At 67.7% G+C, this 22,367-nt stretch carries 20 protein-coding genes and 1 pseudogene; 11 read left to right on the top strand and 10 right to left on the bottom strand.

The window, feature by feature from the left end; all coding sequences use genetic code 11:
* Positions 1-157: 157 nt before the first annotated feature.
* The gene (locus AC3DE2_RS15760; RefSeq protein ID WP_488426974.1) at positions 158-1,762 is read left to right on the top strand and encodes a M4 family metallopeptidase; all 1,605 of its coding nucleotides are present in this window, start codon (positions 158-160) and stop codon (positions 1,760-1,762) included.
* Between the two features lie 64 nt (positions 1,763-1,826).
* On the opposite strand, the gene AC3DE2_RS15755 is transcribed toward AC3DE2_RS15760, so the two are convergent.
* Both AC3DE2_RS15755 and AC3DE2_RS15750 read right to left on the bottom strand, forming a co-directional pair.
* The gene (locus tag AC3DE2_RS15755; RefSeq protein ID WP_488426973.1) at positions 1,827-3,101 is read right to left on the bottom strand and encodes a DUF418 domain-containing protein; all 1,275 of its coding nucleotides are present in this window, start codon (positions 3,099-3,101) and stop codon (positions 1,827-1,829) included.
* A 63-nt stretch (positions 3,102-3,164) separates the two neighbouring features.
* Positions 3,165-4,061, bottom strand: coding sequence for a LysR family transcriptional regulator (locus AC3DE2_RS15750; protein WP_488426972.1), 897 nt, complete (start codon positions 4,059-4,061; stop codon positions 3,165-3,167).
* Positions 4,062-4,162: 101 nt separating this feature from the next.
* Here AC3DE2_RS15750 and AC3DE2_RS15745 point away from each other — a divergent pair, with 101 nt between their 5' ends.
* Both AC3DE2_RS15745 and AC3DE2_RS15740 read left to right on the top strand, forming a co-directional pair.
* Complete coding sequence (locus tag AC3DE2_RS15745; RefSeq protein ID WP_488426971.1) at positions 4,163-4,882, top strand: cysteine hydrolase family protein; 720 nt, start codon at positions 4,163-4,165, stop codon at positions 4,880-4,882.
* Complete coding sequence (locus AC3DE2_RS15740) at positions 4,879-5,382, top strand: RidA family protein (RefSeq protein WP_295380399.1); 504 nt, start codon at positions 4,879-4,881, stop codon at positions 5,380-5,382. Before AC3DE2_RS15745 ends, AC3DE2_RS15740 begins: the two co-directional genes overlap by 4 nt.
* A 76-nt stretch (positions 5,383-5,458) precedes the next feature.
* Here the strand turns inward: AC3DE2_RS15740 and AC3DE2_RS15735 are convergent, their stop codons facing one another.
* Positions 5,459-5,938: an FKBP-type peptidyl-prolyl cis-trans isomerase gene (locus AC3DE2_RS15735; protein WP_295380369.1), complete on the bottom strand. Its 480-nt coding sequence runs from the start codon at positions 5,936-5,938 to the stop codon at positions 5,459-5,461.
* 81 nt (positions 5,939-6,019) lie between these two features.
* On the opposite strand from AC3DE2_RS15735, the gene AC3DE2_RS15730 reads away from it, so the two are divergent.
* Entirely contained in the window at positions 6,020-6,580 is a 561-nt protein-coding gene (locus tag AC3DE2_RS15730) for a C40 family peptidase (RefSeq protein ID WP_488426970.1), read from the top strand.
* A 116-nt stretch (positions 6,581-6,696) separates the two neighbouring features.
* Complete coding sequence (locus AC3DE2_RS15725; RefSeq protein ID WP_488426969.1) at positions 6,697-7,482, top strand: C40 family peptidase; 786 nt, start codon at positions 6,697-6,699, stop codon at positions 7,480-7,482.
* A gap of 191 nt (positions 7,483-7,673) precedes the next feature.
* On the opposite strand, the gene AC3DE2_RS15720 is transcribed toward AC3DE2_RS15725, so the two are convergent.
* From AC3DE2_RS15720 to AC3DE2_RS15700, 5 genes are all read right to left on the bottom strand, one after another.
* Complete coding sequence (locus AC3DE2_RS15720; RefSeq protein ID WP_295380321.1) at positions 7,674-8,168, bottom strand: acyl-CoA thioesterase; 495 nt, start codon at positions 8,166-8,168, stop codon at positions 7,674-7,676.
* 134 nt (positions 8,169-8,302) lie between these two features.
* Positions 8,303-9,718, bottom strand: a complete 1,416-nt coding sequence (locus AC3DE2_RS15715) for a M16 family metallopeptidase (RefSeq protein ID WP_488426968.1) — start codon at positions 9,716-9,718, stop codon at positions 8,303-8,305.
* 11 nt (positions 9,719-9,729) lie between these two features.
* A complete protein-coding gene (locus AC3DE2_RS15710) occupies positions 9,730-11,103 on the bottom strand; it encodes a M16 family metallopeptidase (RefSeq protein ID WP_295380307.1) in 1,374 nt (457 codons plus the stop codon).
* Positions 11,104-11,190: 87 nt separating this feature from the next.
* Positions 11,191-11,616, bottom strand: a complete 426-nt coding sequence (locus tag AC3DE2_RS15705) for a GNAT family N-acetyltransferase (protein WP_295380299.1) — start codon at positions 11,614-11,616, stop codon at positions 11,191-11,193.
* Positions 11,600-12,937, bottom strand: coding sequence for a dicarboxylate/amino acid:cation symporter (locus AC3DE2_RS15700; RefSeq protein ID WP_488426967.1), 1,338 nt, complete (start codon positions 12,935-12,937; stop codon positions 11,600-11,602). The genes AC3DE2_RS15705 and AC3DE2_RS15700 overlap by 17 nt, the downstream gene beginning before the upstream one ends.
* Before the next feature lie 140 nt (positions 12,938-13,077).
* Here AC3DE2_RS15700 and AC3DE2_RS15695 point away from each other — a divergent pair, with 140 nt between their 5' ends.
* Positions 13,078-14,784, top strand: a complete 1,707-nt coding sequence (locus AC3DE2_RS15695) for an alkaline phosphatase family protein (protein WP_488426966.1) — start codon at positions 13,078-13,080, stop codon at positions 14,782-14,784.
* A 297-nt stretch (positions 14,785-15,081) separates the two neighbouring features.
* Here the strand turns inward: AC3DE2_RS15695 and AC3DE2_RS15690 are convergent, their stop codons facing one another.
* Positions 15,082-15,543, bottom strand: coding sequence for a CopD family protein (locus tag AC3DE2_RS15690; RefSeq protein WP_488426965.1), 462 nt, complete (start codon positions 15,541-15,543; stop codon positions 15,082-15,084).
* 143 nt (positions 15,544-15,686) lie between these two features.
* Here AC3DE2_RS15690 and AC3DE2_RS15685 point away from each other — a divergent pair, with 143 nt between their 5' ends.
* A complete protein-coding gene (locus AC3DE2_RS15685) occupies positions 15,687-16,283 on the top strand; it encodes a class I SAM-dependent DNA methyltransferase (protein WP_295380285.1) in 597 nt (198 codons plus the stop codon).
* 80 nt (positions 16,284-16,363) lie between these two features.
* A pseudogene (locus tag AC3DE2_RS15680) lies at positions 16,364-17,605 on the top strand (polyhydroxyalkanoate depolymerase); the annotation flags it as partial.
* Between the two features lie 74 nt (positions 17,606-17,679).
* Here the strand turns inward: AC3DE2_RS15680 and AC3DE2_RS15675 are convergent.
* Positions 17,680-17,898, bottom strand: a complete 219-nt coding sequence (locus tag AC3DE2_RS15675) for a DUF6289 family protein (protein WP_295380282.1) — start codon at positions 17,896-17,898, stop codon at positions 17,680-17,682.
* Between the two features lie 391 nt (positions 17,899-18,289).
* Between AC3DE2_RS15675 and AC3DE2_RS15670 the strand changes: the two genes are divergently transcribed.
* The 3 genes from AC3DE2_RS15670 (at position 18,290) to AC3DE2_RS15660 (ending at position 22,347) form a co-directional block, all read left to right on the top strand.
* Entirely contained in the window at positions 18,290-18,868 is a 579-nt protein-coding gene (locus tag AC3DE2_RS15670) for an RNA polymerase sigma factor (RefSeq protein WP_295380278.1), read from the top strand.
* Positions 18,865-19,962, top strand: a complete 1,098-nt coding sequence (locus AC3DE2_RS15665) for a FecR family protein (protein WP_488426964.1) — start codon at positions 18,865-18,867, stop codon at positions 19,960-19,962. Before AC3DE2_RS15670 ends, AC3DE2_RS15665 begins: the two co-directional genes overlap by 4 nt.
* Before the next feature lie 114 nt (positions 19,963-20,076).
* Complete coding sequence (locus tag AC3DE2_RS15660) at positions 20,077-22,347, top strand: TonB-dependent receptor (RefSeq protein WP_488426963.1); 2,271 nt, start codon at positions 20,077-20,079, stop codon at positions 22,345-22,347.
* The last annotated feature ends 20 nt before the right edge of the window (positions 22,348-22,367 follow it).

Raw genomic sequence — 22,367 nt, 5'->3', positions numbered from 1 at the left:
GTTTCCATTGACACCCATTGTCCCGGGACAACATCGTAGGGACATCGCCGGTCGCGTCCGCCGCCGCGCGATGGAGCGCACCCCATCCGCTTCCGATCCTGTTCCGAATCCTGCTGTCGCATCACCCACATCCACACACCACAGGGGTCAGCAAGCAATGCAACGGAAGATCAGTCTCATCACCACGGCCATCGCCGCCATCCTCGTCTCTTCACCGCTCTACGCCGCCAACGCCGACCAGACGCCAGCCGCCAGCCGCGCCAAGGGCCTGGCGCTGGGCCACGCCGCCGCGCTGAAGAGCAGCGACGGCGACGAGTTCGTCGCCCGCGATGTTATCGTCGATCGCGACGGCACGGAGCACGTGCGCATGGATCGTCGCTACAGGGGATTGCCGGTCATCGGCGGCGACGTGGTGATTCACTCCAGGAATGGAAAACTCAAATCCACCAGCCTCACCCTGCGCGGCAACGGCCGTCCGGCGCTCAAGGCCGGCATCGACGCCGACGCCGCGGTGATCTCGGCCGGCGCCGACTTCAAGGGCCAGATCGACGATATCGGCAGCCAGGGCCTGGTGATCTATGCGCGCGGCGCGCAGCCGGTACTCGCGTACGAAGTGCGGGTGCGCGGCGTGTCCGACAGCCAGGGTGAAGCGGACATGCGCTACTTCGTCGACGCGCATAGCGGAAAGGTGCTGGATCACTGGAACATCATCCATACCGCCGCGGCCGTCGGCACCGGCCAGACCCTGTTCCTCGGCGACGTCGCCATCACCACCAATTCGATCAGCGGCGGCTACCAGTTGCTGGATCCGACCCGCGGCGGCGGCAACACCCGCGACGGCCTGGGCAAGGAAATCAGCCGCGTGTACAGCACCGCGGCGATCATGACCGACGCCGACAACAACTGGGGCAACAACACCGAATCGCAGGTGGCCAGCGAAGCCTCGGACGCGCATTTCGGCGTGGCCGCCACCTGGGACTATTACAAGAACACCTTCGGCCGCAACGGCATCTTCAACGATGGCGTGGGCGTGAAGAGCGTCGTCAACGTCACCTTCCGCGGCGGCGGCGGCCCGGCCACCGGCGGCAACGCGGGCTGGTATGGCGCGCCGTACAAGTTCATGGCCTACGGCCTGGGCACCTCGACCTGGTATCCGGTGGTGGCGATCGACGTCGCCGGCCACGAGATGACCCATGGCGTGACCGAAGCGACCTCCAACCTCGCCTACTCCGGCGATGCCGGCGGCCTGAACGAAGCCGCCTCCGACATCATGGGCACGATGGTGGAGTACTTCGTCAACAATGCCAGCGACCCGGGCGACTACATGATCGGCGAGAAGATCTACCGCAGCAATCCGGACGGCAAGAAGGCGCTTCGTTACATGTTCCGCCCCGGCGACGCCGATGCCGGCCGTTCCTACAACTGCTATCCGGCGGCGGGCTTTGCCGGCGTGGATCCGCATTACTCCTCGGGTCCGGCCAACCACTTCTTCTACCTGCTTGCCGAAGGCGCGGTCTCGCCGGCCGGCTTCAGCTATACCGCCAGCCAGCTGGTCTGCAATGGAGATACCGGCGTGACCGGCATCGGCCGCGATGCCGCCCAGCGCATCTGGTATCGCGCCCTGACCGTGTACATGACCTCCGGCACGACCTATCCGCAGGCGCGCACGGCCACGTTGAATGCGGCCAGTGACCTGTATGGCGCGGGCTCGGCGCAGTACAACGCGGTGGCGCGCGCGTGGAGCGCGGTGAGCGTCAACTGAGCCTGTCCCTGGCAGCGCAACAGGAAACGGCCCGCGCAAGCGGGCCGTTTTCCTTGGGGGTCGATCAAGCCGAAACCGGACTGGGACGCATCGGCTGCGCGCGCAGATAGGTCAGTGACCGCCAGACCCATTCGGCCGGACCGAAACGGAAACGCGACAGCCACCAGCGGCTGTACAGCACCTGGATCAGGAACAGGCCGAACACGAACGGCACCTGCCAGGCGCGTGACAGCTGATCCAGATAGCCCAGGCCGTAGCCGTTGAAGATCAACGTGCACACGATCGACTGCATCAGGTAGTTGGTCAGCGCCATCCTGCCGGCAGGCGCCAGCCAATGCAGCAGCGGCGCGCTCGCCGCCGATTGCACGCCCTTCACGATCCAGCCCAGGTAGCCGAAGGCCATCAGCATGCTGCCGATCGAGCTTGCGGCGAAGGCCGACGAGGAATGCAGGTTGATGTTGTCGAAACGCGAGGTGGGCTCCATCCGGAACGACAACAACATCAGGGCCAGTCCCAGCGGCAGCGCGCCCCAGCGGAGGAATGCGAACAGCCGCGGATGCCCGTTCGGTGCGGCGATGGCGCCGCTCTTCACGAACCAGGTGCCGAACAGGAACATGCCGAACACCGTGGGGCCGATGAACAACAGGTTGCTCAACATGAAGCCGACATCCCGGGCCCGCTGCGCGACGGCTTCCAGGTAGGTGCCGCTGCCATACGCGTGGCGCTGGGCCTCCAGCATGGCGTTCATTTCCGCGCCCGCCTTGGCCATTTCCTGGTTCCACTGCGCGGCCGCGGCGGGATCCAGTTGCGAGACCGTTCCCAGCAGGCCGATCAGCATCATCATGCCCGACGATGCGACGTAGGCCAGGCCGGCCAGCCATGGCAACCATCGGGTCGATACATTGCGGAACGCCAGCAGGAGGAACGACAGCAGCGCGTACATCAGCAGGATATCGCCCGACCAGATCAGCAGGCCGTGGATCGCGCCGATGACCAGCAGCACCAGGCTGCGCCGCCAGTACACGCCCGCGAATGGCTGCCCGCGCGCTTCGGCGCGGCTGGACATCACCGCGAACCCCATGCCGAACAACAGCGAGAACAGGGTGTAGAACTTGCCCTGCACGAAGATGTAAATGAGCGCGTCTGCAACCCGGTCGGCGCCGCTCAGGGCGGGGTCAAGCCCGGAGAAGGAGGCGAACAGCGGCCCCGCCATGCCCTCGATGTTCATCAGCAGGATGCCCACCAGCGCGAAACCGCGCAGCACATCCATGGTTTCGATGCGCTCGCTGGCCGCGACCGGCCGCAGCCGCGCATCTGCATTCGCCGGTATGGCGTTCATGTCCTTCCTCCCTGGATCCGGTCGGCATTAAAGCATGTCCGACCGGGGGCGCATCCACCACTTTCAGCGGGAGCGGAGCAGGGCCTGCCCGCTGGCGAATCCGGCGAGGTGTTCGACCAGCGCGCGCACGCGGGCGGGCAGATAGCGCTGTTGCGCCCATACCGCGTACACCGCGCGCGCAGGCAGCTGCCAGTCCGCCAGTACTTCCACCAGTTCTCCCTCGGCCAGCCACGCCTGGCAGGCGTTCAGCGGACACATCAGGATGCCCATGCCCTTGCGGGCGGCATCGACCGCCAAGCCCAGATCGTTGACACGCAGGCGTCCGGCGGGACTGAATTCGAAGCGTTCGCCGCTGTCACGATGGCGGAACGACCAGAGTGCCAGCGGTTCGGCCACCACGATGTCATGCGCATGGAGATCGGCGGGCGTGGCCGGCGGCGCATGATCGCGGAGATAGACGGGCGATGCCACCAGCCTGACACCCACCTCGCCCAGCTTGCGCTGCTGCAGCTGTGAATCGGGCTGCTCGCCGGTACGGATGGCGAGATCGGCATGGCTGGCATGCAGGTCCTGGGTCTGGTTGCTCAGCTGCAACTCCAGCCGGACCTGGGGATACCGCGACAGGAATCCGCTCCAGGCGTCGGCGAACACGCCATTGGCCAGGTTGACCGGAGCCAGCACGCGCAACAGCCCTTTCACTTCGCGCAGGCTGTCGTCGAGTTGCTCCATCGCCTGCTGCAACGAATGCACCAGCGGGCGACTGCGTTCGTAGTACTGCCAGCCTTCGGCCGTGGGGGTCATCCGGCGGGCGCTTCGATGCAGCAGCCTGCAGCCCAGATCCTGCTCAAGCCGTTGCAGGCGCCGGGTCAGCGTGGACGTGGGCAGGTCCAGCCGCCTGGCCGCCTGATTGAGGCTGCCGGCTTCGACGATGGCGATGAAGAGGGCGAGATCGTCCAGCATGATTCCAAATCTGCAATCTGATATCCAAAAATCACCCATATCCTGCACAAATGGAACTGAATAGTCTGCCGGCTCCCGTCCTAATCCCTCTGGAGCACCCCATGATTCCTTTTCCTTGGCAGGCCCTGCTCGGCGCCACGGTCCTGTGCGCGGCATTGACCGACTCCGCATCGGCAGGCATTCGCGCCGCCAACGCGGAGGCGCTGCGGCAACGCCATCAGGCAGGACAGACCGCCCTGCTGCTCATCGAATTCCAGAACGAATGGCTGGCTGCGGATGGCAAGCTCAATGGCCTGGTCCAGGATCGCGCACAACTCGCGGATGCCGTCACGGCCGGCGCCCATCTGCTCGACGCGGCCCGCACCGCCGGCCTGCCGATAATCCATTCGGGGCTGCGTTTCGAGCCCGGACACCCGGAACTCGGACAGGCCCGCCATGGCCTGCGCGAAGCCATTCCCCGCGTGGGGACGTTCCGCGGCACCGGTGCGGATTTCTTCGGTCCCTTCCAGCCGGTTCCCGGAGAGTTCGTCGTCGGCGGCCGCCTGGGCGCGAGCGCCTTCGCCGGTTCCAACCTGGACAGCTACCTTCGCAACCGGGGCATCAAGACCCTGCTCATCGCCGGCTTCGCGTTGCACGTCTGCGTCGAATCGACGCTGCGCGCCGCACATGACCTGGGGTATGAAGTCATCCTGGTCGACGACGCCAGCGCGGCGTTCAATACCGCCCAGCGTACCCACGTGCTCGACGAGGTTGTCCATCATTTCGGCCACGCCATGCCCAGTGGCGAGGTCATCCACGCACTGACGGAGACGAACGAATGAAATCTGGCGGCATCTGTTTCGGTCTGGCGGCGCTGCTCGCCGGACATTCCCTCTCCCTGTTCGCCCAGGAGCCCGACACCATGCTGCAAGCCGTCAATCCCCCCGGCGCCACCATCCCCAACGTCTCCCAGGCCATGCGCATCGACGGCGGCAAGCTGTTGCTGCTGTCCGGCCATGTCCCGCTGCGTGCGGATGGCAGCGTGGTGGAAGGTTCGCTGGAAGCGCAGATGGAACAGGTGATGCGCAACCTGGACGCCACCCTGCGCGCGGCGGGCAGCGATTTCTCCCACGTGGCGCGATTGACGATCTATGTCCGCGATTTCGACCCCGCGCAGTTGCCGGCGATACGCGCGGCGCGGGATCGCTGGATTGATCCGGAGCGCCCGCCCGCCAGCGCGCTGGTCGGCGTGCAGGCGCTGTTCCAGCCGGACGTGCGGGTCGAAGTGGACGCCATCGCCGTCATTCCCGAACCCGCGGACGGCGCGACGCCCGCCCCCTGAACCGCCCGCCCCAGGCCGGAAACGAAAACGGCCCGCTCGCGCGGGCCGTTCCATTGCTGATGGCGGAATCGTCCACTCAGTGGTGGTGGCCACCGTCGCCATGCACGTGGCCGTGCTCGACTTCTTCCGGCGAAGCTTCGCGCACTTCGACGATTTCGACGTCGAAATGCAGGTCCTTGCCGGCCATCGGGTGGTTCAGGTCCACGTCGACCACGCTCATGCCAACCTTCTGGATGGTCACGGCACGCGGGCCGAAGTTGGTGTTCAACACGACCTGCTGGCCCGGCACCAGCTTCTGGGTGCCGAAGTGCTTCTTGGGCACGCGCTGGCTCAGGCCGTCGCGGCGCTCGCCGTAGGCGTCGGCGGCGGTCACGTCCACGCTGAAGCTCTCGCCGGCCTCGCGATCCTGCATCGCGTTCTCAAGGCCCGGGATGATGTTGCCGTGGCCGATCAGGATGGCGAGCGGCTCGCGGTCCTTCGAAGTTTCCAGCGGCTCCTGGCCGACCTCGGAGACGGTGTAGTGGAAACGGACGACGCTGTCTTTTGCGATTTTCATTCAGGACTCTGGAATATGGGCTGCCGGCGGCAGGCGTGGTGGCTTGTCGGCCAGGTGGATTGCGGGCGAAGATGCGCCGCAATGAAGACCGTGCATTATCCCGGCTTGGACGCCCCGCCGCCACCCGCGGTCCCCCACGCCGTCGTCCTGGCCGCGCTGTTGCTGACGGCCCTGCTGGCCGGCTGCGGCGGCGGCAAGGAAACCGTCCGCCGCTCGCCGCCGCCGCCCGTCCGCGAATGGCCGCGGGTCGAGGCCGAGGACCCGGCCGCCGCCAATGCCGTGTTGATGCGGGCCATCGGCCTGGTCGGCACGCCCTACCGCTACGGCGGCAACACTCCGGAATCCGGGTTCGACTGCAGCGGGCTGGTCGCCTACGTCTTCCGCGACATGCTGGACCTGAAGCTTCCGCGCACCTCGGGCGAACTTTCCCGGGTCCAGGGGCCGCGCATCGAGCCGCGCAAGCTGGCCCCGGCCGATCTGGTGTTCTTCGGCAGCCGCGGCAGCGTCAGCCATGTCGGGATCTACGTCGGCGAAGGCCGGTTCGTGCATGCCCCCAGTACCGGCGGCACGGTCCGGCTGGACCATCTGGACGGCAGCTACTGGCGCGACCACTACACCGGCGCCAAACGGGTTCTGCACTGAAGCAGGCCACTTCTGTGACCCAGGCCCGGGATCATTAACGAATAAATAACGATTTGTGAACCAAATCGAGGCGATATGACGGCACTATTGCCGCTTCGCATTTTTCCCGACCCCGCGTGACGACCGACGACCTGCCGCCAGGCCAGCCCGCCGCCACCCACCGCATTCCGCGGGGCGTGACCCGATTCCTTTCCCTGGTCCTGCTGGCCGCCGCGGGCGTCCCCGCTTGGGCCCAGCAGCATGTGCCGACCGCCGATGCGGTCGAGGCCGATTCCGCGGAAACCGCCACGGCGGTCGCTCCGGAATCCGCTTCCCGCGAAGCCGCCAAGCCGGCCTCGTTCAGCATCAAGGAAAAGGCGGCCGAAGCCGCCACCGCCACGCTCACCGCCCTCCTGCCCCGCCTGGCCGCCAGCGACAGCCTGCCGCTGCTGGACCGTTCCACCATGGTGGCCGGCGACCTCAGCCGCCTCCTGGCCGGCTATGACCTCAGCCAGGAAGGCGTGGTCAAGGACGAGGGCGGCAAGATCCAGACGGTACTCAAGCGCGCGCTGACCCTGATGGGTACGCCCTACCGCTGGGGCGGCACCTCGCCGGACAGCGGTTTCGACTGCAGCGGCCTGGTCGGCTACGTGTTCCGCACCGCGCTGGGCATCGAACTGCCGCGCGTGTCCCGTGACATGGCCTCGCAGGCCAACGGCCAGCTGATTGCCAGCCGTGACGAGCTCAAGCAGGGCGACCTGGTGTTCTTCGGCCGCAAGGGCCGGATCAATCATGTCGGCATCTACGTCGGCGAAGGCCGCTTCCTGCACTCCCCCAGCGCCGGCAAGGACGTGCGCGTGGACACCCTGATGAGCGGCTACTGGGCACCGCGCTTCATGCAGGCCCGCCGCGTCGCGATGTAAACCCTACGGGACGCCGTTGCGCGCGCGTCCCACCCATTGCGCGATGTGGAATGTAGGAGCGAGGTCAGTCGCGAGCTCTTTGCACGTTATCCAGAACCGCGGCAGCGACAAGCCGCTCGCCTGTCCGGGTCCGGCCGCGCCTTGCGCTCCGGTCGCGACTCACATCGCTCCTGCAACAGGGCGTTCGGGCTTCAGGCCGTCGCGCCGGTGCTCTGGTAATGGGCCACGGTTTCCTCGATGCCCTTGCTCAGTTCCATCACCTTCAATGCGTATTCGGCCAGGCGGCAGTCCTCCGGCGTCTCCGGCTTCCACGCCGGCACCGCGATGGGCCGGCCTTCGACCTGGTCCAGCGCCACGAACACGATGATGCAATGAGTGCACAGGCGCGATTCGCCGCCCATCGGGTCGCGGGCGCGTACGTCCACCGCGAAATGCATGCTGCTGGTGCCGGTGTAGACCAGCTTGGCCGATACCGTCACCAGATCGCTGGTGCGGATCGGGGCGACGAAGCGGATGCCGCCCACCGCCACGGTCACGCTGTAATGCCCGCTCCAGCCCACCGCGGCGGCGTAGCCGACCTGGTCGATCCATTTCATCACGATGCCGCCGTGCACCTTGCCGCCGTAGTTGACGTCGGTCGGCTGGGCCAGGAAACGGAAATTCAGTTCACGCTGCTCGCCGCTCATGGGCACCTCCTCGGATGGAACGGCAACGATACGCCAGTCCGGCGTCCGCGGTGTCCGTTCATCCTGCCGCCGCGCAAAAAAAAGCCGGCGCGGAGGCCGGCTTTGAATGACACGGGAACTGCGTTTCCTGCGGTTTACTTCTGTGACGTCTGGAATGCACCGTAGGGCTTGAGCTGCTCGGCGATCGCCTTGCCGTCGCCGACCACGATGATCGACTGCTGTTTCGGATCGAAATACTGCTTCGCCACCGCCTGCACCTTGGCCGCGTCGATCTGGCGCAGGCGCGGGACGTACTGGCCGAGGAAATCCGACGGCAGGCCGATCAGCCAGTTCTTCGCCAGCGTGCCCGCCACCGCGCCCTGCAACTGGTTGCTGAGGACATAGTCGCCTGCGATGTAACGCTTGGTGTCGTCAAGCTCCTTGGCCGGCACGGCTTCGTTGCGCATGCGATCGAATTCGCCGAAAAACTCCTTCAGCGACGCGCCGGTGACCTCGTTGCGCACATCGGCCTGCGATACCAGATCGCCACCCGCGCGGGAGGCGGACAGGCGCGTGCCCGCACCGTAGGTGTAACCCTTTTCCTCGCGCAGGTTGAGATTGACCCGGCTGCTGAAACCGCCGCCCAGTACGATGCGGGCGAGCTGCAGCGGGATGTAGTCAGGATCGGTGGCAGCCAGCGCCGGCTGGCCGATGCGCAGGGTGGACTGCACGCTGCCGTCGCGTTGCAGCAACACGTACTTCGGCGTGGCGGTGCGCGGAGTGGCCGCGGTATCCGCCACTTCGCCGCTGGCGCCCTTCCAACTGCCGAACGCCTTCTCCGCCATCGCGAAGCCATCGGCCGGCGTGACCCGGCCGGTGATGACCAGCAGGCTGCGTTGGGGATGGAAGCGACGCGCGTGCTCGGCACGCAGCGCGGGCGTGGCCAGCGCGGCGATGCCGGCTTCGCTGAGCTGGGTGCGCGCATACGGATGATCGCCGTACACCGCCGCCAGCATCGCGCGGTTGGCGCGGAACGACGGCTGCGCCTCGTTCGCCTTCAACTGCTGGGTCGCATTGGCCTGCGCCAGCTTGACCTCGTTCTCGGGGAAGGTCGGCTCGCGCACGACCTCGGCCAGCAGATCGAGCATCGGCGCGGCCTGGCTGGCGAGCGCGTCGGCATACACGGTGACGCCGTCGTTGCTGGCACCCGCGCCGATGCTGCCGCCAAAACCCTGCGCGGTTTCGGCGATGGCGCGCGAATCGCGACGCGCGGTGCCTTCGGTCAGCAGGCCGGCGAACAGGCTGGCGAAGCCCGACGCGTTGGCGGCGTCCGCGGCCAGGCCGGCGTTGCGCACCGCCAGCACGTAGTCCACGCGGGGGATGCCGTCGCGCGGCACCACCCACACTTCCAGGCCGTTGGCCAGGGTCTTCTTTTCGATCTGCGGCACCGGCAACGGCTTGTCCGGCGCGTACGGCGGCAGATCCTTCGGCAACACCGGTTCGGCGGCATGCGCCGCGCCGGCGAACAGGGTGGCCAGGGCGAGGGCAATCGCGGTCTTGTGCAGGCTCATCGGGATTCTCCTCATTCCTTCTTCGCCGCCGGCGCCAGCATCGCCGCGGGCTTGCGGTCGATGACGGTGCGGTTGGCCGGGGTCAGGTAGGTGGCGGCGGCGCGCTTGACGTCGTCGGACGTGACGCCCTGGATCCAGCCGGGAATCTGGTTGGCGACGTTCGCGTCGCCCCACAGGGTCTGCAGCTTGGCGAGGGTGTCGGCGCGATTCAGGAACATTTCCAGGCCGTTGTACCAGTCGGCCAGCAGCTGGGTCTTGATGCGCGCCAGGGTGGCGTCATCGGCGCCTTCGCGCGCGATGCGGGCGATCTCCTCGTCGATGCCCTTGAGCACCGTGTCGGCATCGGTGGTGGGCTTGTACAGCGCGAACACGGTGAACAGCGTGGGGCCGTCGTATTCCCACTCGCTGGTCAGGCCGTACAGTGACTCCACGTTGAGCGCCAGTTCGCGGCCCTTGACCAGACCCTGGTACAGCCGCGAAGCGTCGCCGTTGGCGAGCAGCGCGCCCAGCACCGCCATCGGTGCCTGGTCGCGGCTGCCGCGATCGGGCATCTTCCAGGCCGCGGCGATGGCCGGCACTTGCGCCAGCGCGTCGCTCTGCTGCACGCGCTTTTCCTGCGTGTTGAGGCCTTCCTTGTAATCCGGCGCGGCCGGCGTGGCGCGCGCGGGGATGCCGCCGAAGTACTTCTGCGCCAGCGCGAAGCCCTGCTCCGGAGTGACATCGCCGGCAATCGCCAGCACCGCGTTGTTGGGACCGTAGTAGTCGCGATGGAAGGCCTTCACGTCTTCCAGGCTGGCGTTCTCCAGATCCTCGAAGCTGCCGTAGCCGTCGTGGTTGTTCTCCCACTTCTGGAACGCCTGCTGGCCGATATCAATCCACATGAAGCCGCCGTAGGGCTGGTTCTTCACGTTGACGCGGATTTCCTCCTTCACCACGTCCTGCTGGTTCTTCAGCGTTTCGGCGTTGAAGTCCAAGGTCTTCATGCGGTCCGCTTCCAGCCACAGGAGCGCGTCCAGCGAGGACACCGGCGCGGTCTCGATGTAGTTGGTGAAATCGGCGCGGGTGGATCCGTTGTTGTTGCCGCCGCCGCCGGTGATCACGCTGTCGAACACGCCCTTCTTGGCGTTCGGCGTGCCCTGGAACATCAGGTGTTCGAACAGGTGGGCGAAGCCGGTGCGGTTGCGCGGCTCAAGCCGCATGCCGACGTGGTAGACCACGCTCACGCCGACCACCGGCGAGCTGTGATCCTCGGAAATGACGACGGTCAGGCCGTTGTCGAGTTTCTTGACGGCGACCGGGACGGTCCAGTGGTCGGCGTCGGCGGCCATGGCCGGCAACGCCAGCAACAGGCCCGCCAGGAAACCGGCGGCGGTGCGGATGCGCATCGGGAATCTCCCCAGTAGAGTCCCCGCAGCCTACGCCGGCCTGTCCCGCCCGCCCCGGCCCGGAAGTCATGGCCGGGCCCGCTTGCGTCAACGGCGGACGAGGTAATGCATGCCCAGCGAGGCCGGTCCGACGTCGGCAAAGCCGTATTGCGCGTAGAGGTGTTTCGCCTCGCCGTCGGCGATCAGCGAGACATGGGCGGTGTCGAGCGTGTTCGCCTTCAGCCAGGCGTCCAGCGCGGCCATGATGCGCTTGCCCAGGCCGCGGCCCTGGTGCTCCGGTTCGACCGCGATGTCCACCACCACGAAGCACAGGCCGCCGTCGCCGATGATCCGGCCCATGCCGATGGCGCGGCCTTCATGCAGGATGCTGACGCCGTACAGGGTGTTGGGCAGGCCGCGTTCGGCGGCGGCCTGCGCTTTCGGCGACAGGCCGGCCACCGCGCGTAGGCGGCGGAAGTCGTCGACACCGGGGAACCGCTCGAGCAGCGTGTAGGGATCAGACGGCGCGCTCATCGGAACCGGCTCCCTCCTCCAGCCCCAGGTTGGTCGGCGCGGCCTCGTAGGTCGCGCGATCCAGCAGTCCGGTTTCCTTGGCCACCAGCACCGGCACCACCATCTGCCCGGTCACGTTGGTCATGGTCCGCATCATGTCGAGCACGCGATCGATCGCATACAGATAGCCGATGGTTTCCAGCGGCAGGCGGGCGGCGGTCAGCACCACCGTGGCCATCACCACCGCCGTGCCCGGCACGCCGGCGGTGCCGAAGCTGCCGAGCACCGAGGCGATCAGCACGACGAAATACTGATCCGCGCTCAGCGGATGCCCGGTGTACTGCGAGATGAAGACCGCGCACAGCGCCGGATAGATCGCGCCGCAGCCGTCCATCTTGATGCTCGCGCCCAGCGGCACCGCGAACGAGGCGTAGTTCCTGTCCACGCCCAGGTTGTGGGTGACCGCGCGGATCGCCGCCGGCATCGAGGCGAAGCTGGAGGAACTGACAAAGGCCACCTGCATCGCCGAGGCGGCGCCGCGGAAGAATTTCCACGGATTCAGGCCATGGCTGAGCAGCAGCAGGCTGTAGGTCACCACGATGTGCAAGGCGCAGGCCAGGTACAGCGCGCCGACGAAGCTGGCCAGCGGCAGCAGCTTGCCGAAACCGTAGGCGCCGACCAGCGAGGCGATCAGGCCGAACGTGCCCAGCGGGGTCACTTCCAGCACGAAGCGGGTGACCTGGATCATGATCTCGCTGCTCTCGCCGGCCAGCTTGCGCGCGGCGGCCACGCGATCGCCCAGCTTGACCATCGCGAAGCCGAGCAGCGCGGCGAAGAAGATCACCGGCAGGATCGATCCCTTGCCCGCCGCCAGCACGGTTTCACCCGCGGCGTTCGTGGTGGTGCCGATGCCGGTCAGCGCGTGGAACGGATTGGACGGCACCACGTCCAGCAGCACCTTGATCGGGCTGGGCACGTCCTTGGGCACGTAACCGGGATCCACCTGCAGCGTGGTCACGCCAACGCCCGGCTGGACGATCACGCCGACCGCCAGGCCCACGCCGACCGCCAGCGTCGCGGTGATCACGAACCACAGGAAGGTCCGTCCGCCCAGCGCCGCGACCGATTGCTGCCCGTGCAGGCTGGACACCGCGTTGATCACCGCGAAGAACACCAGCGGCACCGCGATCATCTTGATCAGGGTGACGTACAAGGTGCCGAGCGGACCGAACCAGGTATCCGCCGCCGGCCCCATCAGCCAGCCGGCGAGCGCGCCGAGCACGAAGCCACCGACCACCCGTTGCCAGAACGGGATCTTCAACCACGCGGAGACCAGCTTCATCGGCAGCCCTGAAAACACGGAAGCCGGAACGATAGCCCAGGCCCGCGCCATACGCGACGGCATGGCTGGAAAGCCAATGTGTCATGAACAGGACACTGTGCCGGGGTCATAATGCCGCGTTGCCTTGTCTGGAGTCCCCGATGCGCCGTACCGCCGTCCTGCCCGCCCTGGGCGTGTCCCTCGCCACCCTGCTCGCCGGCTGCGCCACGGCGCCCGCGTCCTCCTCCTCCGCTTCTCCGGCCGTCGCCACCGTCGATGTGCCCGTGGTCGCCCATCCCGGCGGCGAAACCCCGGCCTGGTGGTACCGCAACGGCGCTTCCCGCGCCGCCGCCAACGGCGCCATGAACGGACGCGCGAAGAACGTCATCCTGTTCCTCGGCGACGGCATGAGCCTGACCACGGTCGCCGCCGCGCGCATCCTCGACGGCCAGCGCAAGGGCGGCTCGGGCGAGGAGAACCTGCTGAGCTGGGAACGCTTTCCGCACACCGCCTTCAGCAAGACCTACAACACCGATTCGCAGACGCCGGATTCGGCCGGCACCATGACCGCCATCACCACCGGCGTGAAGACCCACATGGGCGCCATCGGCGTCACCGCCGGTCGTCGCGACGATTGCGCCGACAGCCTGGGCAAGGCCGCGCTGACCTGGCTGGAACTGGCCGACAGCGCCGGCATGGCGACCGGCATCGTCACCACTGCGCGCCTGACCCACGCGACCCCGGCGGCGACCTACGCGCACGTGCCGGACCGCAACTGGGAGAACGACACCGATCTGCCGAAGGCGGCGGTGGAACAGGGCTGCCGCGACATCGCCCAGCAGCTGCTGACCTCTTCCCGCTTCGGCCGTGGCCCGACCGTGGCCCTGGGTGGCGGCCGCGCCGAGTTCACCAGCACCGAGCAGCGTGATCCCGAATATGACGACAAGGTCGGCGAGCGCCTGGACGGCCGCGATCTGCCGGCCGAATGGCTGAAGGCCAATCCGGACGGCCAGTACGTATGGAACCGCAAGCAGCTGGAAGCCGCCAAGGACGCGCCGCGCCTGCTCGGCCTGTTCGAGCCGGATCACATGCAGTTCGACCATGATCGTTCGCGCGGCGACACCGGCGAGCCTTCGCTGGCCGAACTGACCCGCGCCGCCATCCATACCCTCTCGCGCGGCCAGGACGGCTACGTGCTGATGGTGGAAGGCGCGCGCATCGATCACGCCAACCATTACGGCAACGCGTTCCGTGCGCTCGACGAGACCATCGCCATGTCCGAGGCCGTGCAGGCGGCGCTGGACGCGACCTCGCGCGAGGACACCCTGATCCTGGTCACCGCCGATCACTCGCACACGTTGAACTTCGTCGGGTACCCGGTGCGCGGCAATCCAATCCTGGGCAAGGTCCGCGGCCAGGGCGGCGAGGATGACGTCCCCGGCGATCTGGCCCGCGATCAGACCGGCCTGCCGTTCACCACGCTCAGCTACGCCAACGGCCCCGGCTACACCGGCGAGAGCAACCAGCAGAAGGCCGGTCCCAAGCGTTTCATCCATGCGCCCAGCAACGTCGAGAGCAGCGAGGGACGCCCGGACCTGACCGCCGTGGACACCGAGCATCCGGACTATCTGCAGGAATCGCTGGTGCCGCTGAAATCCGAATCGCATGGCGGCGAGGATGTCGGCATCTGGGCGATTGGCCCGGGCAGCGAGGCGGTGCGCGGCACCGTCGAGCAGAACACCCTCTATCACTTCATTGTGCAGGCCACGCCGAAGCTGCGCCAGCGCCTGTGCGCGGCCAACACCTGCAACGCCGAGGGCGTGCCGGTGGAATTGCCGAAGCCCGCGGAATTCGAGAGGAAGCCGTAAAACGAAACGCCCGGGCAGCCCCCGGGCGTTTTCCCTTGTAGGAGCGACGTCAGTCGCGATTCGCGATGCTTGTGGTGCTCTGTTCGAAAAGCTCGCGACTTACGTCGCTCCTACACTAGACAGCCTGCGCAACCGGTCGCCGACGCACTCCTTCTCTTGTAGGAGCGACGTCAGTCGCGACTCGCCATGCTGGTGGCGGGCCGGTCGAAAAGCTCGCGGCTGACGTCGCTCCTGCAAAACCGTCCGCCGCTACCCGGCGGAAGTCCGTGGTCCGGGAGCGCTCCTGTCCGGTTCGAATCAGAACGGCTTGGCCAGCACCAGCCAGACGATGCCGATCAGCACGATCACCGGCGCTTCGTTGAACAGCCGCAGGGTGAAGGAGGAAGGCAGCGTGCGTCCCTTTTCCATGCCCTTGAGCCAGCGGCCGGCGATGATGAAGTGCGCCAGCACCAGCACCACCAGGGTCAGCTTGGCGTGCAGCCAGCCGGCGCCTGGCGCGGCCATGGTCGGGAAACCCGGGATCACCTTGTAGCCCAGCCACAGCACCAGTCCCAGGATCACCGCCAGGCCGAACATGTTGTGGCCGAAGCGGTAGAGCTTGCGCCCCATCAGCAGCAACCGCGCCTGCACATCGGCCTGGCCCTTCGTCTCGGCGAGATTGACCAGGATCCGCGGCAGGTAGAACACCGTCGCCATCCACGCGATCACGAACACGAGATGGAAGGTCTTGACCCAGAAATAAAGGCTGGCTTTGTCCACGCGGGACTCCGGTGCGGGCGAAGGGTGGGCGGATTCTCCGCCATCACGCCGATGGCTGTCCAACCGCGGTCGCGCCGCGCGCCTCTTTTCCTCCGCCGCGCAAACCGCGATCCTTGCGGCTTCGAATGATGCGACCTGCCCGGATGAAACAATACGACGCCCGTTATTTCCAGCGCTGGTACCGTGATGGCGACATCGGCGGCCCGCAGCGGCTCGCGCGCAAGGTGGCGCTGGCCGTGGCCACCGCCGAGTACTACCTGGAGCGGCCGATCCGCACCGTGCTGGACATCGGCTGCGGCGAAGGCGCCTGGCGGGCGCCGCTGCTCAAGCTGCGCCCGCGCCTGCGCTACCTGGGTTTTGACAGCAGCGAGTACGCGATTGCGCGCTACGGCCGCAGCCGAAATCTCCATCTGGCCGCGTTCGCCGATTTCGAGTATCTGCGGCCGTGCCCGCCGGTGGATCTGCTGATCTGCTCCGATGTGCTGCATTACCTGTCCACGCGCGAACTGCGGCGCGGCCTGCCCGGACTGGCGGAACTGTGCGGCGGCGTCGCCTTCCTGGAGACCTTTGCCCGCGAGGACGAGTACGAAGGCGACCACGACGGCTTCCAGTCCCGGCCCGGGCGCTGGTATCGCCGCCAGTTCGAGGCCGCCGGGCTGCGCGCGGTGGGCTCGCACTGCTGGCTGGCGCCGGGGCTGGCGGCGGAAACCGCCGCGCTGGAGCGCCCGGACGCTGGCTGAACAGGCCGATTCCGGGGCGTGCCGGTTTGCGCTATGCTGCGCCGCAGCAGATTGCACCAAATCCGGGATTCCCGTCGCCCATGACCCTTCTTTATCAGTGGCACGAACTAGGCCGTGCCTGGATGGCGCCGCTCGCCTACATGGCCGAAGCCAACGCGCGCATCTTTTCCGCGCCCGGCAGCTGGCTCTCCAGCCTGCCCGGCGCCGAACGCATCGCCGCCGGCAACGAACTGATCTACCGCATCGGCAAGGACTACGAGAAGCCGGCCTGGGACATCCATGAAGTGGAGGTCGAGGGCCGCACCGTGCCGGTGGTGGAACAGGAAATCATCAAGAAACCGTTCTGCCGGCTGCTGCGCTTCAAGCGCTACACCGACGACGCCGACAGCATCAAGGCGCTGAAGGACGATCCGGTGGTGCTGGTGGTCGCGCCGCTGTCCGGCCATCACGCCACATTGCTGCGCGACACCGTGCGCACCCTGCTGCGCGACCACAAGGTCTACGTGACCGACTGGGTCGACGCGCGCATGGTGCCGACGTCCGAAGGCGCCTTCAGCCTGGACGACTACGTCGCCTACGTGGAGGAGTTCATCCGCCACATCGGCGCGGACAACCTCAACGTCATCAGCGTCTGCCAGCCGACCGTGCCGGTGCTGGCGGCGGTGTCGCTGATGGCCGCGCGCGGCGAGGCCACGCCGCGTTCGCTGGTGATGATGGGCGGCCCGATCGACGCGCGCCGCAGCCCGACCGAGGTCAACAGCCTGGCCACCCGCAATCCGCTGTCGTGGTTCGAGAACAACGTCATCCACAGCGTGCCCATGCCCTATCCCGGCCAGGGCCGTTCGGTGTATCCGGGCTTCCTCCAGCATGCCGGCTTCATCGCCATGAATCCCAGCCGCCACTTCATGTCGCACTGGGATTTCTACGCCAACCTGGTCAAGGGCGATCTGCAGGACGCCGAATCGCACCGCCGCTTCTACGACGAATACAACGCGGTGCTGGACATGCCGGCCGAGTACTACCTGGACACCATCCGGGTCGTGTTCCAGGAGTTCCTGCTGCCGCGCGGCAAGTGGAAGGTCAACGGCGAGCTGGTCAATCCGGCCGCTATCAGGAAGACCGCGCTGCTCAGCATCGAAGGCGAACTGGACGACATCTCCGGACTGGGCCAGACCGCCGCCGCGCACGATCTGTGCACCGGCATTCCCAAGGCCCGGCATGCGCACATCACCGTGGAAGGCGCCGGCCACTACGGCATCTTCAGCGGCCGCCGCTGGCGCGACAAGGTCTATCCGCAGGTGCGGGATTTCATTGCCAGGTACGCCGACTGATCGGCCACGCGGCGACATCCCGCAAGACCGAAAAGCCCCGCTCGCGCGGGGCTTTTTTTTGCGGCTCAACTTGCGTCGCGACATCCCTGGGTAAAGGTCTTGTTGCTGGTGACGACACCCCAGCGTCCATCCGCCGCACCGCACCCGGCGGTCCAGCCGCCGACCAGGACGCCTTCTTCATCGTAGTAGTGCCAGGTGCCCTGCCAGCCGGCGGAGGCGCTGAAGGAGGTCAGCGTGAGCAGGGCCAGCGATGCGACGACAACGGGAATACGGTTGCGAGCCATGATGATCATCTCCATGAAGGTCGCGGCGGAAGACCGCGCCGACACGTTAGGCATTCCCGCGCGCGGCTTCTGTTAACCACGCCCCAACTCGGGCGTCATCGGTATTCAGGCATGTGCAGGGCGCGTCGATCAGGGCAGGTCGATGTGCGAGCGGGATGCCAGGTGAAGTGCGCGGGCCGGGGTGTCCCGTCGTTCCCCTCACGGGCGACAACCTGGCCGCGCGCGGGAAGACCGGATCGCCCGAGTCGGCCCGCGATGTCTCCGGCCCCCGCGGGCACGCTCCCTGCGCAGGCCGGTCACGCCGGGTATGCTGGGACCGGCATGACACGGTCGGGCTGGAAGCCGCCAGGGTCGGCATTTCACTTCCGGCTTCCTGCTTCGTCTCTACGGCATGGCTCAATCCACCAACAAACCTCCCCCCGGCGCGTGCCCGGCTCCTGTCGCGGGGAACGCACGCGCATCCGCCGAGGACCTGGTCCGCGACTTCAACCAGTCGCTGGTGCGCATGCTGCAGTTGCGGCTGGGTTCCTACGACGATGCCTGGGAGGTCGCGCAGGAGGCGTACGCCAAGCTGCTGAACCTGGGCAACGAAACCGCGATCAGTTTCCACCGGGCCTACCTGTTCCGGATTGCGCAGAACCTGGCGACCGATCTGTTGCGCCGCCGCGCCCATACCGAGCAGCCGGCGCCCGATGGCGTGGATCTGTGGCCGGATCCGGAGGCGAGCCCGGAACGCTCCGCCAATGCGGCGCAGTTGGTGGAACGACTGCCCTCCCTGCTGGCGGAACTGCCGCACAACTGCGCCGAAGCCTTCCGCCTGGTGAGGGTGCAACAATTGAGCTTTGCCGATGCGGCCAGCATCCTCGGCCTGACCGAGCGGATGGTCCGCATCCATGTGGCGCGCGCGCTGACGTACTGCCAGGAACGCCTGGACGGCATCACGGACGAGTGGGAGGAAGAACAATCATGAACCCGACATCCACGGAGCCGCGCAAGGCGGCCCTGCGTGAAGCCGGCCATTGGCTGCTGCGCATGCAGGAAGAGGATGTGCCGGCGACCGAACTGGAAGCCTGGTGCGAATGGATGGCCACGCCGGCCCATGCCGCGGCTTTCGACGATCTGACCGCCTTGTGGGAAGCGGCGGGCACGCTGGATTCGGAAGCGCTGCTGCGCGCGCGCGCGGCGCGCGCCGGCCAGCCGGCGGCATCGTCCGCCGCGCCGCGGCCGGAATCCCTCCCCCCCGCCGCGCCAACACGGGCGCGGCGCCGCCCGCGCCACGCCTGGGCATGGGCCGGCGCCGCCTGCGTGGCGCTGGCCGTCGCGCTGGTCGGGTTCATGGTTCCGCGCGATACGCCGGGGGATCCGCCGCAATCCTTCGCCACCGGCATCGGCGAGCGCCGCCAGATCACCCTTGCCGACGGTTCCGTGCTGGAACTGGATGCGGCTTCCGAAGTCGCCGTCCGCTACCGCCCGGACCGGCGCGACATCGAACTTCGCCATGGCCGCGCGTACTTCCAGGTCGCGCACGCACCGAACCGGCCGTTCGTGGTCGATGCCAACGGCATTCTCAGCCAGGCGCTGGGCACCCGCTTCAGCGTCGCCGGGCACGGCAATCGCGACGTGACCGTGGTGGTCGACGAAGGCCGGGTCCAGGTCAGTGCACGCCAGGACGGCCAGCTCCGCCGCTACCTGGCCACCGGCAACCAGCGGATCCGGTACAGCGTGGCCAACGGGCTGCAACCGCCGCAGGCGGTCAACGCGCCCCTGGCCACGGCCTGGCGACACGGCGCGGTGGTCTACCAGGGCGAACCCCTGGCCAGCGTGATCACCGATCTCAATCGTTATTCCCGCATCCCCGTCCGCCTGCAGGATCCCGCACTGGGACAGCTCAAGGTCACCGGGCGCTGGGAAGTGGCCGGCATCGATCGCTGGATCGAGGGCCTGGCCAAGGCACTGCATCTGGACGTCCGGCGCAGCGATGGCGAGATCTTGCTGTCCAGCGGCGAACCACAGAACAATCCGGTGAAGCCTCCCGTGGTTCCCCCCGGAGACGGCGCTCCCTGATCCGGAAGATCCTCCTTGCCGCCCGCCGCCAACGCCATCGTCCGCCCCCGCATGCGCCTCCCGGCGCCGGCGTGGTGGACGGGACTTCGCGGAGGATGGCGAGGCGGCGCATGGGTGTCGCTGCTGCTGGGATTCTGCCTGTCGGCGTGGGCGACGACGCCCTCGCCACGCATCGCCTTCCGCATTCCCGCGCAACCGCTCGACGAAGCGCTGCTGGGTTTCTCGCAGCAGTCCGGCCTGCCACTGGCCGCCGTCGGCGATCTGGACCGGGCGCGCCGCAGCCCGGGCGTCAGCGGCGTGATGACGGTGGAAGCGGCGCTGGATCGCCTGCTGGAAGGCAGCGGCTATGTCTTCAGCGTGGAGTCCGGAGTGATCACCGTGTCGCCGCGGGCTTCCGCTCCCACCGACCGGCCCGCACCGCAACCGATCGCGCTGGTCGCGCCCACCCGTACCCTCGCGCCGCTGGTGGTCTCGGCGCGCAAACGCGATGAACGCTGGGTGGATGTGCCGATGGGATTGTCGGTCCACAGCGGTGAGCGCATCGAAACGCTGGGTATGCAGAATGTCACCGACGTGCTGCGGCTGACGCCGGGCGTGGCCGCGATCGACTCCGGCGCGGCGTTCACCCAGGTGCAGATCCGCGGTATCTCCAGTTCGCTGGGCGGCAACGACAACGGTTACTACCTGGACGATGTTCCCTTCACCGGCGTCACCGTGCCCTGGCATCCGGACACGCGCGCGTTCGATCTGGATCGGGTCGAGGTCCTGAAGGGACCGCAGGGCACGCTGTTCGGCGAAGGATCGATGGGTGGCACCGTGCGCATCCTGACCCGCGCACCGGAACTGGATCGGTTCTCCGCGGCCGTGCAACTGGGAACCTCCCGCACCGAAGGCGGTGGCGACGGCGGCATGGGCAAGGCGATGGCCAACCTGCCACTGGTGCCGGACAGGCTCGGCCTGCGCCTGGTCGCCACCCGCGAAACGCTGCCCGGCTGGGTGGATGCCCCCGAAGGCGGACACGACATGAATCCGCAACGCGTCTCCACCCGCCGCGCGCGCCTGCGCTGGTCGGCCAGCGATGCCTGGATGACCGACGTCACCCACATGAGTTCGACGACCGTGGCCGAGGGCGGTGGTTATGCCGCCACCGACGTCATGCAGAGCGGCATCTACCAGGACACGCGCTCGCGCTGGCGCGCCAACAGCATCAGCAGCCGCCTGGAACTGCCCGCCTCGCACCTGCTGCTGGCGATGTCCGACGCCCGGCTCGAATACGGGATGGACGGAAAGATCACGCCAACCTCCACCCTGCAGGCACGCCTGCAGATCGATGTGGACAGCCTGGAGCTGCGCTGGAGCTCGCGCGGCGCCGGGCCATGGGAGTGGATCCTCGGTTACTCGCACCGGGAAGCACTGCGCCGCGACGTCCTGGACGTCGATGGCGAACCCGCGACGTCGATCCAGTCCAACCGCGCCGACGCCGTGTTCGGCGAAGCCACGCTGGCACCGGCCGGATCGCCCTGGTCGGTCACCGCGGGATTGCGCTACTTCACCGATGACGTCAATGGACAGGCACTTGCGCCGACCCGCGACACGCGTCTGCGCACGACATTCCAGCGCCTCACGCCGCGCCTGAGCCTGACCCGGCGTTTTTCGGACCAGGGCATCGCCTACGCCGGCGTGGCGGGTGGATTCCGCTCCGGCCAGCTGCAACCCGCCGATTCGCTGACCGCCGCGCTCGCCGCCGGGATCTCCCTGCCGGCCACGCTTCCGCCCGATTCGCTGGTGTCCTACGAAATCGGCCTCAAGCAGATCGCCGCCGGCGGCCGGCTGCTGGTGCAGGGCGCGGCCTTCCACACCCGCTGGCGCGATCTGCCGGTGCGGGTGCCGATCAACGGCACCTACAACGGGCTGATCAACTCGCGCGGCGCGATCGTGCAGGGCCTGGAACTGGGATTGAGCTACGCGCCGCTGGCGCAACTGCGGCTGGAACTGGGCGCGACCTGGGTGGATGCGTACTACGCCGCCGACGTCCCCGGCACGCCACTGCGTCGCGGCACCCAGGTCTACAACGTGCCCCGCACCAGCCTGTCGGGCACCGCCACCTACGCGTGGCCGGTCGGCCGCGACATGAACCTGACCGCGGCCAGCCGCGCCAGCTACCACTCGCGCCGCCGGACCGGGCTGGTCGAAGGCGTCCAGGGCGATCCGATCATGGACCTGGGATTGCGCCTGGGTCTGGAATCGCCACGCGGCTGGAGCAGCTACCTGTACGGCGACAACCTGCTCGATGAAGCCGGCGCGGTGGACGGCCGCACCCCCTACGGCAACGCCACGCGCCTGCGCCCGCGCACCTACGGGCTGGAATTCCACTACCGCTTCTGAGCGGTTCCGCGGCATCCGCG

Source organism: Pseudoxanthomonas sp. 68-E7, from assembly GCF_057773145.1.
Note: the sequence above shows the minus strand (reverse complement) of the source record. Positions and strands in the feature narration are given on the sequence as shown.

Excerpts from the sequence above, each read along its gene's own strand:
- AC3DE2_RS15675 (WP_295380282.1), bottom strand. The coding sequence starts at position 17,898 with ATGGCTCGCAACCGTATTCCCGTTGTCGTCGCATCGCTGGCCCTGCTC.
- AC3DE2_RS15750 (WP_488426972.1), bottom strand. The coding sequence starts at position 4,061 with ATGCTGGACGATCTCGCCCTCTTCATCGCCATCGTCGAAGCCGGCAGC.
- AC3DE2_RS15730 (WP_488426970.1), top strand. The coding sequence starts at position 6,020 with ATGAAGACCGTGCATTATCCCGGCTTGGACGCCCCGCCGCCACCCGCG.
- AC3DE2_RS15740 (WP_295380399.1), top strand. The coding sequence starts at position 4,879 with ATGAAATCTGGCGGCATCTGTTTCGGTCTGGCGGCGCTGCTCGCCGGA.
- AC3DE2_RS15705 (WP_295380299.1), bottom strand. The coding sequence starts at position 11,616 with ATGAGCGCGCCGTCTGATCCCTACACGCTGCTCGAGCGGTTCCCCGGT.
- AC3DE2_RS15710 (WP_295380307.1), bottom strand. The coding sequence starts at position 11,103 with ATGCGCATCCGCACCGCCGCCGGTTTCCTGGCGGGCCTGTTGCTGGCG.
- AC3DE2_RS15670 (WP_295380278.1), top strand. The coding sequence starts at position 18,290 with ATGGCTCAATCCACCAACAAACCTCCCCCCGGCGCGTGCCCGGCTCCT.
- AC3DE2_RS15685 (WP_295380285.1), top strand. The coding sequence starts at position 15,687 with ATGAAACAATACGACGCCCGTTATTTCCAGCGCTGGTACCGTGATGGC.
- AC3DE2_RS15735 (WP_295380369.1), bottom strand. The coding sequence starts at position 5,938 with ATGAAAATCGCAAAAGACAGCGTCGTCCGTTTCCACTACACCGTCTCC.
- AC3DE2_RS15665 (WP_488426964.1), top strand. The coding sequence starts at position 18,865 with ATGAACCCGACATCCACGGAGCCGCGCAAGGCGGCCCTGCGTGAAGCC.
- AC3DE2_RS15715 (WP_488426968.1), bottom strand. The coding sequence starts at position 9,718 with ATGAGCCTGCACAAGACCGCGATTGCCCTCGCCCTGGCCACCCTGTTC.
- AC3DE2_RS15695 (WP_488426966.1), top strand. The coding sequence starts at position 13,078 with ATGCGCCGTACCGCCGTCCTGCCCGCCCTGGGCGTGTCCCTCGCCACC.
- AC3DE2_RS15745 (WP_488426971.1), top strand. The coding sequence starts at position 4,163 with ATGATTCCTTTTCCTTGGCAGGCCCTGCTCGGCGCCACGGTCCTGTGC.
- AC3DE2_RS15760 (WP_488426974.1), top strand. The coding sequence starts at position 158 with ATGCAACGGAAGATCAGTCTCATCACCACGGCCATCGCCGCCATCCTC.
- AC3DE2_RS15700 (WP_488426967.1), bottom strand. The coding sequence starts at position 12,937 with ATGAAGCTGGTCTCCGCGTGGTTGAAGATCCCGTTCTGGCAACGGGTG.
- AC3DE2_RS15755 (WP_488426973.1), bottom strand. The coding sequence starts at position 3,101 with ATGAACGCCATACCGGCGAATGCAGATGCGCGGCTGCGGCCGGTCGCG.
- AC3DE2_RS15720 (WP_295380321.1), bottom strand. The coding sequence starts at position 8,168 with ATGAGCGGCGAGCAGCGTGAACTGAATTTCCGTTTCCTGGCCCAGCCG.